General features: G+C 38.7%; 14 protein-coding genes. 11 read left to right on the top strand and 3 right to left on the bottom strand.

What is annotated here, in order from left to right; translation table 11 throughout:
* Positions 1-2 precede the first annotated feature (2 nt).
* Positions 3-152, bottom strand: a complete 150-nt coding sequence (locus IL355_RS13860; RefSeq protein ID WP_192462706.1) for an SsrA-binding protein — start codon at positions 150-152, stop codon at positions 3-5.
* Between the two features lie 567 nt (positions 153-719).
* Here IL355_RS13860 and IL355_RS13855 point away from each other — a divergent pair.
* The 3 genes from IL355_RS13855 (at position 720) to IL355_RS13845 (ending at position 3,282) form a co-directional block, all read left to right on the top strand.
* A complete protein-coding gene (locus tag IL355_RS13855) occupies positions 720-1,658 on the top strand; it encodes a calcium/sodium antiporter (RefSeq protein WP_192462705.1) in 939 nt (312 codons plus the stop codon).
* Positions 1,659-1,668: 10 nt separating this feature from the next.
* On the top strand, positions 1,669-2,805 hold the full coding sequence (locus tag IL355_RS13850) for a carboxypeptidase-like regulatory domain-containing protein (protein ID WP_192462704.1): 1,137 nt from the start codon (positions 1,669-1,671) through the stop codon (positions 2,803-2,805).
* 99 nt (positions 2,806-2,904) lie between these two features.
* Positions 2,905-3,282 carry a hypothetical protein gene (locus IL355_RS13845; RefSeq protein ID WP_192462703.1) on the top strand — a complete coding sequence of 126 codons (378 nt, stop codon included), beginning with the start codon at positions 2,905-2,907 and terminating at the stop codon, positions 3,280-3,282.
* A 60-nt stretch (positions 3,283-3,342) separates the two neighbouring features.
* Here IL355_RS13845 and IL355_RS13840 read toward each other — a convergent pair whose 3' ends face one another.
* Positions 3,343-4,359, bottom strand: a complete 1,017-nt coding sequence (locus tag IL355_RS13840; RefSeq protein WP_192462702.1) for a glutamine synthetase beta-grasp domain-containing protein — start codon at positions 4,357-4,359, stop codon at positions 3,343-3,345.
* A 214-nt stretch (positions 4,360-4,573) separates the two neighbouring features.
* On the opposite strand from IL355_RS13840, the gene IL355_RS13835 reads away from it, so the two are divergent.
* From IL355_RS13835 to pyrF, 7 genes are all read left to right on the top strand, one after another.
* Complete coding sequence (locus tag IL355_RS13835) at positions 4,574-6,760, top strand: glutamine synthetase III family protein (protein ID WP_192462701.1); 2,187 nt, start codon at positions 4,574-4,576, stop codon at positions 6,758-6,760.
* 104 nt (positions 6,761-6,864) lie between these two features.
* Positions 6,865-8,046 carry an AIR synthase related protein gene (locus IL355_RS13830; RefSeq protein ID WP_192462700.1) on the top strand — a complete coding sequence of 394 codons (1,182 nt, stop codon included), beginning with the start codon at positions 6,865-6,867 and terminating at the stop codon, positions 8,044-8,046.
* Positions 8,047-8,100: 54 nt separating this feature from the next.
* Entirely contained in the window at positions 8,101-8,556 is a 456-nt protein-coding gene (locus IL355_RS13825; RefSeq protein WP_192462699.1) for a QcrA and Rieske domain-containing protein, read from the top strand.
* Between the two features lie 29 nt (positions 8,557-8,585).
* Positions 8,586-9,017, top strand: coding sequence for a thioredoxin family protein (locus tag IL355_RS13820; RefSeq protein ID WP_192462698.1), 432 nt, complete (start codon positions 8,586-8,588; stop codon positions 9,015-9,017).
* A gap of 65 nt (positions 9,018-9,082) precedes the next feature.
* Complete coding sequence (locus IL355_RS13815) at positions 9,083-10,012, top strand: FAD:protein FMN transferase (protein WP_225621246.1); 930 nt, start codon at positions 9,083-9,085, stop codon at positions 10,010-10,012.
* Positions 10,013-10,148: 136 nt separating this feature from the next.
* Positions 10,149-11,225 (top strand): peptide chain release factor 1, encoded by a 1,077-nt coding sequence (gene prfA, locus IL355_RS13810; protein ID WP_192462696.1) that lies wholly within the window; start codon positions 10,149-10,151, stop codon positions 11,223-11,225.
* A gap of 41 nt (positions 11,226-11,266) precedes the next feature.
* A complete protein-coding gene (gene pyrF / locus IL355_RS13805) occupies positions 11,267-12,085 on the top strand; it encodes an orotidine-5'-phosphate decarboxylase (RefSeq protein WP_192462695.1) in 819 nt (272 codons plus the stop codon).
* A 2-nt stretch (positions 12,086-12,087) separates the two neighbouring features.
* Here the strand turns inward: pyrF and IL355_RS13800 are convergent, their stop codons facing one another.
* Positions 12,088-12,285: a hypothetical protein gene (locus IL355_RS13800; protein ID WP_192462694.1), complete on the bottom strand. Its 198-nt coding sequence runs from the start codon at positions 12,283-12,285 to the stop codon at positions 12,088-12,090.
* 344 nt (positions 12,286-12,629) lie between these two features.
* Between IL355_RS13800 and IL355_RS13795 the strand changes: the two genes are divergently transcribed.
* Positions 12,630-13,412 (top strand): alpha/beta fold hydrolase, encoded by a 783-nt coding sequence (locus IL355_RS13795; protein ID WP_192462822.1) that lies wholly within the window; start codon positions 12,630-12,632, stop codon positions 13,410-13,412.
* Positions 13,413-13,495: the final 83 nt, after the last annotated feature.

Below are 13,495 nucleotides of genomic sequence, written 5' to 3'. Positions count from 1 at the left end.
TTTTACAGGGCATGGGTAGTTACGTAATAACGCCAACCAATGATTGCCAACTGTATTTTAGATGCTTTTGCCAAATCCAGTCTTTTTTTGGTGTAAGAAGGAAGCAAGACTTTATTTAGTTTGGCCAAGAATTTGAAAAAACTTTTTTTCATAATTGGGTTTTACCAAATATAAATAATATAAAAAATAATTAGACCGCCCGCTGGCGGTCTAATTTTATAATAGGCCTATTGGAAAAGTATCTAGATAATTGCAAGGATCAAGGAAATAAAAAATAAAAGCATTTTTGCAATAGTGATCATTTTAATTTTAAAGATTTTTAGGGTTAGCCTTCTTTTGGAAGGTTGAGTAAATAGTACTCCTCAATCGATTGTCTTTTCAATATATATAAGAGTGCTAATATCTTCCTAATAAATTGGTAATTATTATTAAAATTAAATACAAAACTGTAGTCAATAAAATGAATGTAGTTTCGTATTTGGTTATGATTACTTATTTTTTGTTTCTAAATGTTATTATAAAACACTCTATGGGTTCGTATTCGAAATATTTGAAGGGTCCTTTTAGGTCAAATTTGAGTTTTCAAGGGTCATTCCATCAAAAATTTTCATGTTTTAACCAAAACCATCATTCTTGATTTTTTTTTGGTTGTAAGTATTTGTTGGCTTAAGATAGTTTAGTAAATCTTAAATTATCTTTGTTTCTATATTTACCCAACCATGCAAAATTCATTATTTATAGTTTTAGGTCTCGTATTGTTAATTGCCGGTGGTAATTGGCTACTGAAGTCTGCTGTGGCCTTGTCAATGCGGTTGAATATTCCTAAAATCGTTATTGGGATGACAGTGGTCTCCTTTGCTACCTCAGCTCCGGAGTTAATTGTGAGTATAAAATCCGCCCTGGATGGCTTTCCTGATTTGGCTCTAGGAAACGTAGTGGGGTCCAATATCGCCAATATTGGTCTGGTATTGGGCGTCACCGTTATTTTGGGCAGTATTGATGTAAACAAGAGTTTTTATACCACGGATTGGCCCGTGATGATGATTGCCTCTGCAGTATTTTTTGGTTTTATATATTTTGATGGCGTTTTGGTGCGGTATGAAGGTTTGCTTATGGTAACCTTTCTTTTTCTGTTTTTGGTCTATCTTCTCCGTTTTCAAAAACCTGCCGTGGTGGACGAACTTCCTGAAGATGATGAACCTCTTCCGTTATATAAGACGGTACTTTTTCTCGGATTAGGGGGGGTGGCTCTTTGGGGCGGTTCTGAACTATTGATCAATGGTGCCGTAGGTTTGGCTACACTGTATGGGGTGAGCGAACGAGTCATTGGGGTTACAGTGGTATCCATAGGTACAAGTATCCCGGAGTTGGCAGCATCCATCATTGCTGTGATAAAGAAAGAAAAGGCAATTTCCTTAGGGAATCTCATAGGCTCCAATATTTTCAATATTTTGGCGGTTCTGGGCATTACCTCGATTATAACGCCCGTAAAGGTCTTGGATCAAGGTCTATTGCAAAACGATATTTTTTGGATGTTGGGTATTTCCTTTATTATCCTACCCTTGGTTTTCTTCCCTAAAGGTTTGCGATTAGGGTGGCGCGATGGTATAATTCTTGTGGGTCTATATGTGACCTTTGTGTATTTTACCTTGGGGTAAACCAGCAATTATGAGCTATCTTAAATGTTTGTTGATACTGTTGATCGGTTTTTCGACAATTACTTTGTATGCTCAAGAAGAGAATTTTCTTAGGGGCAGGGTTTATGAAACTACTTCAAATATTCCAATTGTCTACGCTACGGTTCGTATTAAAGGAAAAGCGAAAGGTGTGATTACCAATATGGATGGAGGTTTTCGCTTACCTAAGAACCTTTACCAATTGGGTGATACCATTCAGGTTTCAAGTATGGGGTATCAGTTAACGAACTTTCCGATATCAAAACTATCTCCTTCTGAAATTAACATCATAAGGTTACCAACCACTATTTTTTCATTGGATGAAGCTGTCGTAAGTGCTAAGCGTAAAAAAAGATTGACAGCTCGGCAAATAGTAAAGAAGGCCATTGAAAGAATTCCAATTAACTATCTAACCTCGGGTTTTTCTCAAAAGGGATACTCAAGGGATTATCAACTTGACAGCGAAGTATACCTAAACTTGAACGAGGCCATTTTGGAGGTGTATGACCCGGGTTTTGATTATAACGATTCAAATTATAGTGAAGTAAGTATTTATGAAAGTCGATTAAATGAAGCTTTCAAACGGAATGATAGGGCGGCTAAGGCCTATGACTACTTAAATTATGAGAAGATAATTGACAAGGCTTTTCTTCCCTCTTACGGAGGTAACGAGTTCTTGATTTTGAGGGTTCATGACGCCATCCGTAATTTTAGGGTAAATAGTTTTGATTACGTAAATGTGCTGAATGATGGTGACTTAGTGGCCAATCACTCATTCAGGAAGTTTCATGAAACCTCTCTAGGCGATGAAAAACTGTATAAAATTGGTCTAATTCGGAGGATGGAAGACTTCCGGGCGTTGGGTACTATCTATATAAGTAAGAACGATTTTGCTATCCACAAGTTAGAGTATGCTGTATTTGATAGGACCTTTGAGGGGGAGAGAAGTGTTGAAGAATATCAAAAGGAGGGGAAATTGATATTTGAAGTTATAACGGAATATAAAAGGGGGCGCAACAATAAAATGGAGCTTAATTTTATTTCATTCCACAACAACTTTACACTTGCCGCACCTTCTAAGTTTATAATTGAGGAAGTTGTGTTTAGACCGGATAGAAAGGCAATTTAAATTAAATTCAATAATAATTTAAATCCAGAAGTCAAAACACATAAAAAGTCGAGCTATAGCCTTAAATATTTAGGGGTCAGGTTAAAAATTGATTATCTAATGGTATTAAAGAAAAGCGTTTTGGTCTTTCTGGAAGTTAAAGATGAGGAATGGAACAAAATGGTGGATAGTCTTAATGGTGGACAAATAGCTAATGGTAATGTAAATGGGGAAAATTTTCAATTTGATGTAGGTGGTATTCTCGATGAATTCGGTAATGTTATAAACGAGGGAAAATTGGAAGAATACAACCAATTTAGGGAGTTCTTCGTGCAAGAAACGCAAATGGGTTTTATTATTCCTTCACAAGAATTGCTCATGAAGAAGGACAAGCCATTCTTTGATAAAGAACAGCCGCTTGTACTATTTCCAGATATTGGTGGCTATTGGATGAACACACCTTTAAAGCCTCTGGAGGAAAATTCACTTAAGAAATAAAAAACGCCCTGAACAAATCAGGGCGTTTTTACGTATTATGTCAACAATTAATCTTTTCGATTATACGTTAGCAGACTTTACGGTCTTAACGATTCTACCAGCAATTTTATATGGATCACCGTTAGAAGCTGGTCTTCTGTCTTCCAACCAACCTTTCCAACCGCTCTCTACAGTTGCGATAGGAATACGGATAGAAGCTCCACGGTCAGAAATACCAAATGAGAATTCATTGATAGACTGTGTTTCGTGGTCACCGGTTAAGCGTTGGTCGTTAAACTCACCGTAAACTTCGATGTGCTCTTTAACTACAGGTCTAAATGCTTCACAAATTTTCTCATAAACTTCCTTAGAACCGGCAGTTCTTAAAGTAGTGTTAGAGAAGTTGGCATGCATACCAGAACCGTTCCAGTCCATGTCCTTACCTAATGGTTTTGGGTGATACTCAATGTAATAACCATATTGCTCTGTTAATCTATCTAACAAATAACGGGCAACCCAAAGCTCATCTCCGGCTAATTTTGCACCTTTGGCAAACAATTGAAATTCCCATTGTCCGCAAGCAACCTCTTGGTTGATTCCTTCAAAGTTGATACCTGCAGCTATACACATATCTGCATGTTCTTCAACAATATGGCGACCATGAGTGTTTTTTCCTCCTACGGAGCAGTAGTACATTCCTTGAGGGGCAGGATATCCACCTCTTGGGAAGCCTAATGGAAGGTCGGTTACTGTATCCATGATAAAGTATTCTTGTTCAAAACCGAACCAGAAATCATTATCGTCATCGTCAATAGTAGCCCTACCGTTAGAAGGGTGGGGAGTACCATCGGCGTTCAATACTTCGGTCATTACCAGAAAAGCATCCTTTCTAACTGGGTCTGGGAAAATAGCAACTGGTTTTAACAAACAATCAGAAGAACCACCCTCGGCTTGTTTGGTTGAACTTCCGTCAAAAGACCACATTGGGCAGTCTTCCAAGGTTCCGCCAAAATCATTTACTACTTTGGTTTTGCTTCTCATGTTCTGCGTGGGGAAGTATCCATCTAGCCAGATATACTCCAATTTTGTTTTGCTCATAATCTTTGGAAGTTAAATTTTTTAATTTTCAGACTAACAAAAATAGATTTTTTGAAGACATATCCTATTTTTACAGGGGGTAAATATCTAAAAATTGAATAAAATTTATGATACCCCTTTTTTGTGAGGGGTATTTTAAATAATATGGATTATATATCCTTTTTATTATTAAATCCTTAATTGGTAATTTTGCGCACTGTTTAAATAAGTCCTTATGTCTAGATTGCGATTTGATGCTATTTTGGAAAGTCAGAAAAGAACCCCTCTACCTGTGGAAGATGCAGGTAGACGGTCAGAGATATTTGCATCCAATGTCTTTAATGATGAGCGCATGCTACAGTATCTTACCAAAGATGCTTTGGATAGCGTGAGAAACGCTATTTTATCAGGTTCAAAAATCAATAGAAAAATAGCTGATCAAGTTGCCGAAGCTATGAAAGGATGGGCCATAACCATGGGTGCAACCCACTACACCCATTGGTTTCAACCTTTAACGGGTGCTACTGCGGAAAAGCATGATGCCTTTTTTGATCTGTTGGATGGTGGTAGGGCCTTGGAGAAATTCGGCGGGGCGCAATTGGTACAACAAGAACCGGATGCCTCCAGTTTTCCCAGTGGCGGTATTAGAAATACGTTTGAAGCGAGGGGGTATACGGCGTGGGATCCTACCAGCCCAGCTTTTGTTTACGGTACAACACTCTGTATTCCTACTGTTTTTGTTTCATATACAGGTGAGGCCTTGGATAATAAGACTCCGCTGCTAAGGGCATTGAATGCTATTGATGAGGCGGCTACTGGAGTTGCAAAGTATTTTGACAAAAATGTAGTGAAAGTGAGCGCCACCTTGGGATGGGAGCAAGAATATTTTTTGATAGACAGGGCCCTGGCCAATTCAAGAACCGATATTAGTTTAACCGGTCGTACCTTAATTGGTAATGCTGCGGCCAAAGGCCAGCAGTTAGATGATCATTATTTTGGGGTCATACCTAATAGGGCCATTGCTTTTATGAAAGAATTGGAGCGGGAGTGCTTGGTGTTGGGTATCCCCGTAAAAACTAGGCATAATGAGGTGGCTCCCAATCAGTTTGAGCTCGCACCAGTTTTTGAAGAAGCTAATCTTGCCGTAGACCATAACCTTTTATTGATGGACGTGATGGACAAGGTGGCCGCCAAGCATAATTTTAAGGTGTTGTTTCATGAAAAGCCTTTTGAAGGAATTAATGGTTCCGGAAAGCACAACAATTGGTCCTTGACTACGGATACCGGTGTTAATTTGCTGAGCCCTGGGTCCACCCCAATGAAGAACCTACAATTCTTGACCTTTTTTGTTAACACCATAAAGGCGGTTGATAATTATGAGGAATTGTTAAGGTCTTCAATAGCTTCGGCAAGTAATGACCATCGCTTAGGGACCAACGAGGCCCCACCGGCCATTATTTCCATTTTTATCGGTTCACAGCTAGGCAATGTTCTTGATGAACTGGAAGGGGTTACCAAAGGTAAATTGTCCCCAGAGGAAAAAACGGAACTTAAATTGAACGTAGTAGGGAAAATTCCAGAGATTTTACTGGACAATACGGATCGTAATAGAACATCTCCCTTTGCGTTTACCGGAAATAAATTTGAGATGCGTGGTGTAGGTTCTAAGACCAATTGTGCCAAGCCTATGACTATTTTGAATACCATTGTTGCCAAACAACTCCGCGATTTTAAAAAGGAGGTAGATGCTCTTATCGACAAGAAAAGTCTAAAAAAGGATGAGGCCGTTTTCAATGTTCTTAGGGAATATATTAAAACATCCAAACGTATTCGTTTTGATGGTGATGGCTATAGTGTGGATTGGGAAAAGGAGGCTAAAAGAAGAAAGCTTAGCAATAATAAAAATACACCGGATGCTTTAAAAGTGCTTACATCTGCGGAGAGCCTTAATCTGTTTCAGGCCACTGGTGTTTTGAGTGAAACCGAAATAAAAGCAAGACAGGAAGTAGAACTGGAGGCTTATATAATGCATGTGCAAATTGAAGGCAGGGTGCTAATAGATATGGTCTATAACCAGGTAATTCCCGCTGCAGTGGAATACCAAAGTAGATTGATCAAAAATGTTATAGGATTAAAGGAAATTTACGGTGCCGCGCATAAAGGACTTTCAGATACTACCGCTAGCATCATTGAAAATATTGGTGAGAATTTGGCCGAGCTAAAGAAAAAGACCGATGCAATGAAAGCTGCTATTGCCCGTGCCGATAAACAAGCGGATACCCATAAAAAAGCATCCACTTACTGTGATAATGTCTTACCGTATTTTTTAGAAATACGTGGGCATTGTGATAACTTGGAACAATTGGTAGATGATCAATTGTGGCCTTTAACAAAATATCGGGAGCTCCTTTTTATTAAATAAGAATTCAGTTTATTAAGAAAAATTAGGTATGGTACTAAACTTTAAAGGTTATTTAAGGTTTATGACGTGAATACCTTATTTTTGCCACAAACCAATCGTTGAAAATGAGTTCGTCCGCAAGTGAAAGATATAGCCAGAGAGGTGTCTCGGCTTCCAAAGAAGATGTGCATAACGCCATAAAAAATATTGACAAAGGCCTTTTTCCAAAAGCTTTTTGCAAAATAGTGCCCGACTATCTAACGAACGATGAGGACTATTGTTTGGTTATGCATGCTGATGGTGCTGGAACTAAATCTTCTCTTGCCTATATGTACTGGAAAGAGACTGGTGATGTATCTGTCTGGAAAGGTATAGCGCAAGATGCCTTGGTCATGAACATTGATGATTTGATCTGTGTGGGTGCTACGGATAATATTATGCTTTCATCTACTATAGGGCGAAATAAAAACTTGATTCCTGGGGAGGTTATTTCTGCCATTATTAATGGGACCGAAGAATTGATAAGTGATTTAAAAAATCATGGAATAATCATACATTCAACAGGTGGGGAAACCGCTGATGTTGGGGATTTGGTGCGGACCATTATTGTAGATTCTACCGTTACCGCCAGGATGAAGCGCAGTGATGTGATTGATAATGCCAATATCCAAAAAGGAGATGTTATTGTTGGATTGGCGTCTTTTGGTAGGGCAGATTATGAAACGGAATACAATGGTGGTATGGGTAGTAACGGACTCACTTCTGCAAGACACGATGTTTTCTCCAAATATTTGGCCAAAAAATACCCGGAAAGTTATGATGCTTCCGTTCCTGAAGAATTGGTGTATTCAGGTGGTGTAAAACTAACGGATGCAGTTGACGGTGTGGAATTGGATGCGGGTAAGCTCGTACTTTCACCTACCCGTACGTATGCGCCTATCGTAAAAAAAATACTTCAACAATTTACGGCTAAGGAAATTCACGGAATGGTACACTGTAGCGGAGGAGCACAGACAAAAATTCTTCATTTCTTGGGAGAAGGTCTTCATGTTGTAAAGGATAATCTTTTTGAAGTTCCTCCTTTATTTAAAATGATTCAGGAGCAATCCAAAACAGATTGGAAAGAGATGTACCAAGTTTTTAATTGTGGTCACCGTCTTGAAATTTATACCAGTCCTGAAAATGCTGAAAAATTAATCGGTATTTCAAATAGTTTTGGTGTAGATGCCCAAGTGGTAGGTAGGGTAGAAGCTGGGGACAAAAAGCAATTGACTATCTCCAGTCCTTATGGCCAGTTTGTATATTAGAGCATACGATTACCGCCATATTCCCGTTTTCTTTATATAAAGTATTGTTTTGTTATGGAAAGAAAACAGTTTCTTAGGAGTATTGGTTCTGCTGCGGCATTTGCGGTCATTTTTCCTTGCGTTCAAGGATGTTCAAGTGATGATGGTGGGGAGGCTCAACAAGAGGAAGGTAATTTGGAGGTTCCGGTAGGGGTGGACTTTTCATTGGATTTACAAGCTTCTGAAAATGCAGCCTTGGCCGAGAACGGAGGTTATATCCTTAAAGATGATGTAGTAGTGGCTCGCAATTTGGAAGGAGAATATGTAGCCGCAAGTCAAGTATGTAGCCATCAAGGTTATAATGAGGTGCGCTTTGTTTCTCAAAATGGCGGTATTTTTTACTGTGATGTTCATGGTTCCCAATTTGAGCAAGATGGTTCTCCTATAAACCAAGTTGATAGTAGCACTCCCAGACCTTTGAAGATTTTTAAAACAGAATTGGACGGAAGCACTCTTCGCGTCTTTGAATAATTTGGCATGATTTTGACTATAGATAAATCATGAAGCACATTTTCACCATATTCACTTTTTTGGTTTCCGCTCTTGTTTTTTCGCAAGAATGGCAAACTACTTTTGAAAAAAGCTCTGAATTGGCTACCCAAAAAAGTGTACCCTTAATGTTAGTTTTTGCTGGGTCGGATTGGTGTGCACCCTGTATTAAACTCGACCGTCAAATATGGCAATCTAAGGAATTTATAGGCTACTCCAAGGAGAATTTGGTTTTATATAAGGCTGATTTTCCTAGGAAGAAAGCGAATAAACTTACCAGGGAAATTGAACAAAAGAATGAGGAACTGGCAGAGAGATTTAATCCCCGAGGTTTTTTCCCGCTGGTAGTACTTATAGATAATGAGGGTAATTCCCTTGGGAATCTGGGGTACAAAAATGTATCACCTCAAGAATATATTTCCGATATTAAGAAATTGCAATAATGAAAGCTCGCTTATCATTCATATTACTTTTCCTAACCTTATTCCTAGGGGCTCAAAGCAATAAAATGGTTACTGTTCATAAGGCCATGGAGCTTATGGGAAGTAGGTTTGATATTACGGTAGTGGCTTCAAGTGAAGATGTTGGGTTAATCAATATTGATGAGGCCGCTGCGGAAATTGAAAGGATCGAGGCGCTTATTTCTTCATGGAATCCTGATTCCGAAACTTCTTTTATCAATCAAAATGCAGGTATAAAACCCGTAAAAGTTAGTCAGGAATTATTTTCCTTAATAGAAAGAGCTGTGCAGGTATCACAATTAACAGATGGTGCTTTTGATATTACCTATGCTTCTTTGGACAACATTTGGAAGTTTGATGGTACCATGAAAGAAATGCCTTCTGCAGACGTAGTGAAGAGTTCCATTTCAAAAGTAGGCTACCGGCATATAGTTTTAGATGCAAAGCAACAGACCGTATATCTGGCTAAAAAGGGAATGAAAATCTCCTTTGGTGCAATTGGTAAAGGCTATGCCGCAGATAAGGCCAAGGAGTTGTTGGTGTCCAAGCAGGTGGTGGGCGGTATTATAAATGCTGCGGGAGACCTTACTACTTGGGGTACCAAGGCTAACGGAGAAAAATGGTTGATAGGAATAGCCAACCCATTAAGTGCCGAAAGAATTTTTTCTTGGCTACCGGTGGTGGAATCTTCCGTAGCTACCTCCGGAAATTATGAGAAACATTTTTTTCATGAAGGTGTTAAATACAGCCACATAATTGACCCTAGGTCCGGTTATCCAACTTCTGGGGTAAACAGCGTAACTGTTTTTGCTAAAACTGCGGAAATGTGTGATGCCTTGGCCACTGCTATCTATATTTTAGGCAAGGATGAAGGCTTGGAGCTAATTAGTCAGCTTGGTGGTATTGAAGTGGTTTTGATCGATAGTGAGAACAAGGTTTACCAAAGTAGCGGTATTCTTTTGGAAAAGACTCCCTAATATCTATCCATTCGGTTATCTCTCCTGGATCCACTGATTAGTTTTTCTCAAATTTTTAAATAATCTTGGTTCGTAAATATGCTGATTAAATTTGCGCAAATTTATCGTAAATTCGCAGTCCAACTGTGGCAAGCATATGATAGATAAATTAAATATTGTAAAGCAGCGTTTTGATGAGGTATCAGACCTTATAATTCAGCCTGATATTATTGCGGATCAAAAACGCTATGTAGAACTGACCAAGGAATACGCAGACCTTAAGGAACTGGTGGCAAAGCGAGATGAATACGTTGCCATTACCGGCAATATTGAGGAAGCCGAAGAAATTATTTCGGATGGCAGTGATGCAGAAATGTTGGAAATGGCCAAGATGCAGTTGGAGGAGGCCAAAAGCAAACTTCCACAATTGGAAGAGGAAATTAAATTCCTTTTGATACCTAAGGACCCAGAAGATGCAAAAGATGTAGTAGTAGAGATCAGGGCTGGTACCGGAGGTGATGAGGCCAGTATTTTTGCAGGAGATCTCTTTAGGATGTATACCAAGTATTGTGAATCCAAAGGTTGGAAAACCAACGTCATAGATTTGAGTGAGGGTACAAGTGGTGGGTACAAGGAAATTCAGTTTGAAGTTACCGGACAAGATGTGTACGGTACCTTAAAATTTGAAGCCGGCGTACACCGTGTGCAACGTGTTCCACAAACGGAAACCCAAGGCAGGGTACACACTAGTGCTGCAACTGTAATGGTGCTTCCTGAAGCGGAGGATTTTGATGTTCAAATAGACCCAAAGGATGTCCGAATCGATTATTTCTGTTCATCCGGGCCTGGTGGTCAGTCCGTGAACACTACCTATTCAGCAGTACGTTTAACCCACGTCCCTACAGGGTTGGTAGCACAATGTCAAGACCAAAAATCGCAGCATAAGAACAAGGAGAAGGCGTTTAGGGTTTTGCGTTCCCGTTTATATGACCTTGAATTGGCCAAAAAACAGGAGGAAGACGCAGCCAAAAGAAACTCCCAAGTGAGTAGTGGTGACCGTTCTGCAAAAATTAGAACGTATAACTATCCTCAAGGAAGGGTTACAGATCATCGTATTGGTTTAACCTTATATGACCTGCAGAATATAATTGACGGAGATATCCAAAAAATTATAGACGAGCTTAGTTTGGTAGAAAATACCGAAAAGCTAAGGGAGGCTTCAGAGACTTTTTAAATTTCAATTTTTACTTCAGCAATTCAAAAAAAAATTAGGTTTTGACTACCCAACAGCTTGTAGACCAGATTAGAAAAAAGAAGTCTTTCCTCTGTATTGGTTTGGATACCGATTTAGAAAAAATCCCATCACACTTATTGGAGGAAGAAGATCCAATTTTTGAGTTTAACAAGGCGATTATTGATGCTACCCATCAACTTTGCGTAGCGTATAAGCCAAATATTGCATTTTATGAAGCTTATGGGTTAAAAGGTTGGAAGTCTTTGGAGCGAACCATTGATTATCTGAACAAAAATTATCCTGAGATTTTCACTATTGCCGATGCTAAAAGAGGTGATATTGGCAATACCTCTACCAGATACGCCAAAGCCTTTTTTGAAGAACTAAGTTTTGACAGTATTACCATTGCACCCTATATGGGTAAGGATTCCGTGGAGCCCTTTTTAGCGTTTCAAGGCAAGCATACCATACTTTTGGCGCTAACATCAAATGAAGGGGCTTTTGATTATCAAACCCAAATCATTGATGGTACGGAATTGTATAAGAAAGTGTTGAAAACGTCTAGGACGTATGAGAATTCCAAAAACTTAATGTACGTAGTAGGTGCAACTAAGGCCGAATATCTTACGGCCATAAGGGAGATAATACCGGACAATTTTCTCTTGGTCCCGGGTGTAGGTGCACAAGGTGGTAGTTTGCAAGAGGTTTGCCGCTATGGCTTGACCAAAGACGTGGGGCTACTCATCAATTCTTCACGAGGAATTATCTATGCTTCGGATAGTGCAAATTTCGCCAAGGCCGCGAAAATAGAAGCGGAAAAACTACAAAACCAGATGGCAGTTTTGCTTGATAGCAATTGATGCTATTTTACCATGTTTTCCAATAGCTTTTGAATTTTCTGGGCCTTTTGCTCAAAAAACTCTATCAGCTTGGCATCGGTGTATTCCAAATTACTGGCCTTCTCTATGAAGTTTTGATATTGGTACTCCAATAAATTGATAGCGTTTCTGTTAGCTTCAATGGGAGTTACCTGTCCTACTTTACAATATTGATTTTCCATAATTCAATCAGATTCTCTCAAATATACGGTGGAATTTTAGCTTTGGACTTTACAAATCGTCATCTGGATTAAAAATTTAGTTTAATTGACTAAAATTTAACACACTTCTAATGTGCACATGTTCAATAATTGGTTCGTTTTGTTGAAAACCTCATAATTCTTTAAATTTTATAGTCGATTTACTTTCTCAATTCTACAATAAAATGCAGGCTAAAAACAGGAAAAGTAAAATTTGGCCCCCTTAAATGTTCTCTGTTCATAAAAATTGATAAGCTAAACGCCTTGTTTTCAAAGTTTTTAATACATTGCAAGGTTTCCAAATGGGAAATTCAACGAGAACACTGTTGCTTAATTACACTACATACTTACATTCAGATTCTTCTGTTTGGGTCACCTTTGTACATGGTGCAGGTGGCAGTTCCTCTATTTGGTATAAACAAGTACGGGAATTTAGGAAACAATTCAATGTGCTTTTACTTGATTTAAGAGGGCACGGTAAATCCAAACCTGCATTAAAAGATGCTTTTGATGATAAGTATACTTTTGATTATGTAACGGATGATATCATTGAAGTGATTGATCATCTAAAGATTGAGCGGTCTCATTTTATTGGTATCTCTTTAGGTACGGTACTCATTAGAAATTTGGCTGAGAAGCATCCTGAAAGGGTCGTAAGCATGGTCATGGGGGGAGCCATTATAAGATTGGATATGAGGTTTAGGTTGTTGATGGTCTTTGGTAACATGTTCAAATCCTTGGTGCCTTATATTTGGTTGTATCGTATGTTTACTTTCGTAATTATGCCGGATAGCAATCACAAGGAATCGAGACTGCTTTTTGTTAGGGAAGCCAAAAAACTATATCAAAAGGAGTTTTTAAGATGGTATAAAATGGGTTCACAGATAAGTACCCTTTTGCGAATGTTTAGGGGTACGGACATTAAAATACCTACTTTGTACGTAATGGGGGGTGAGGATTACCTGTTTTTGCCTTCCGTTAAAAAGATGGTCCATAGACAATCAACCGCAAGTCTGCTTACCATTGAAAATTGTGGACACGTTGTAAATGTGGAACAGCCCAGCATGTTTAATCAATTTGTAATTTCATACATAGGGGATTTCAATTAATATCCCTTTGGTTAAATTTCTACACAAAAAAACCGGTGAGAACACCGGTTTTAAAACTAACTAACTCAAAAATTTTACAAACT

The organism is Euzebyella saccharophila (assembly GCF_014855495.1).
Taxonomy (GTDB): domain Bacteria; phylum Bacteroidota; class Bacteroidia; order Flavobacteriales; family Flavobacteriaceae; genus Euzebyella; species Euzebyella saccharophila.
The sequence above is the reverse complement of the archived record's forward strand: the minus strand, read 5'-3'. Positions and strand labels throughout refer to the sequence as shown.

Excerpts from the sequence above, each read along its gene's own strand:
- IL355_RS13860 (WP_192462706.1), bottom strand. The coding sequence starts at position 152 with ATGAAAAAAAGTTTTTTCAAATTCTTGGCCAAACTAAATAAAGTCTTG.
- IL355_RS13855 (WP_192462705.1), top strand. The coding sequence starts at position 720 with ATGCAAAATTCATTATTTATAGTTTTAGGTCTCGTATTGTTAATTGCC.
- IL355_RS13850 (WP_192462704.1), top strand. The coding sequence starts at position 1,669 with ATGAGCTATCTTAAATGTTTGTTGATACTGTTGATCGGTTTTTCGACA.
- IL355_RS13845 (WP_192462703.1), top strand. The coding sequence starts at position 2,905 with ATGGTATTAAAGAAAAGCGTTTTGGTCTTTCTGGAAGTTAAAGATGAG.
- IL355_RS13840 (WP_192462702.1), bottom strand. The coding sequence starts at position 4,359 with ATGAGCAAAACAAAATTGGAGTATATCTGGCTAGATGGATACTTCCCC.
- IL355_RS13835 (WP_192462701.1), top strand. The coding sequence starts at position 4,574 with ATGTCTAGATTGCGATTTGATGCTATTTTGGAAAGTCAGAAAAGAACC.
- IL355_RS13830 (WP_192462700.1), top strand. The coding sequence starts at position 6,865 with ATGAGTTCGTCCGCAAGTGAAAGATATAGCCAGAGAGGTGTCTCGGCT.
- IL355_RS13825 (WP_192462699.1), top strand. The coding sequence starts at position 8,101 with ATGGAAAGAAAACAGTTTCTTAGGAGTATTGGTTCTGCTGCGGCATTT.
- IL355_RS13820 (WP_192462698.1), top strand. The coding sequence starts at position 8,586 with ATGAAGCACATTTTCACCATATTCACTTTTTTGGTTTCCGCTCTTGTT.
- IL355_RS13815 (WP_225621246.1), top strand. The coding sequence starts at position 9,083 with ATGGTTACTGTTCATAAGGCCATGGAGCTTATGGGAAGTAGGTTTGAT.
- prfA (WP_192462696.1), top strand. The coding sequence starts at position 10,149 with ATGATAGATAAATTAAATATTGTAAAGCAGCGTTTTGATGAGGTATCA.
- IL355_RS13800 (WP_192462694.1), bottom strand. The coding sequence starts at position 12,285 with ATGGAAAATCAATATTGTAAAGTAGGACAGGTAACTCCCATTGAAGCT.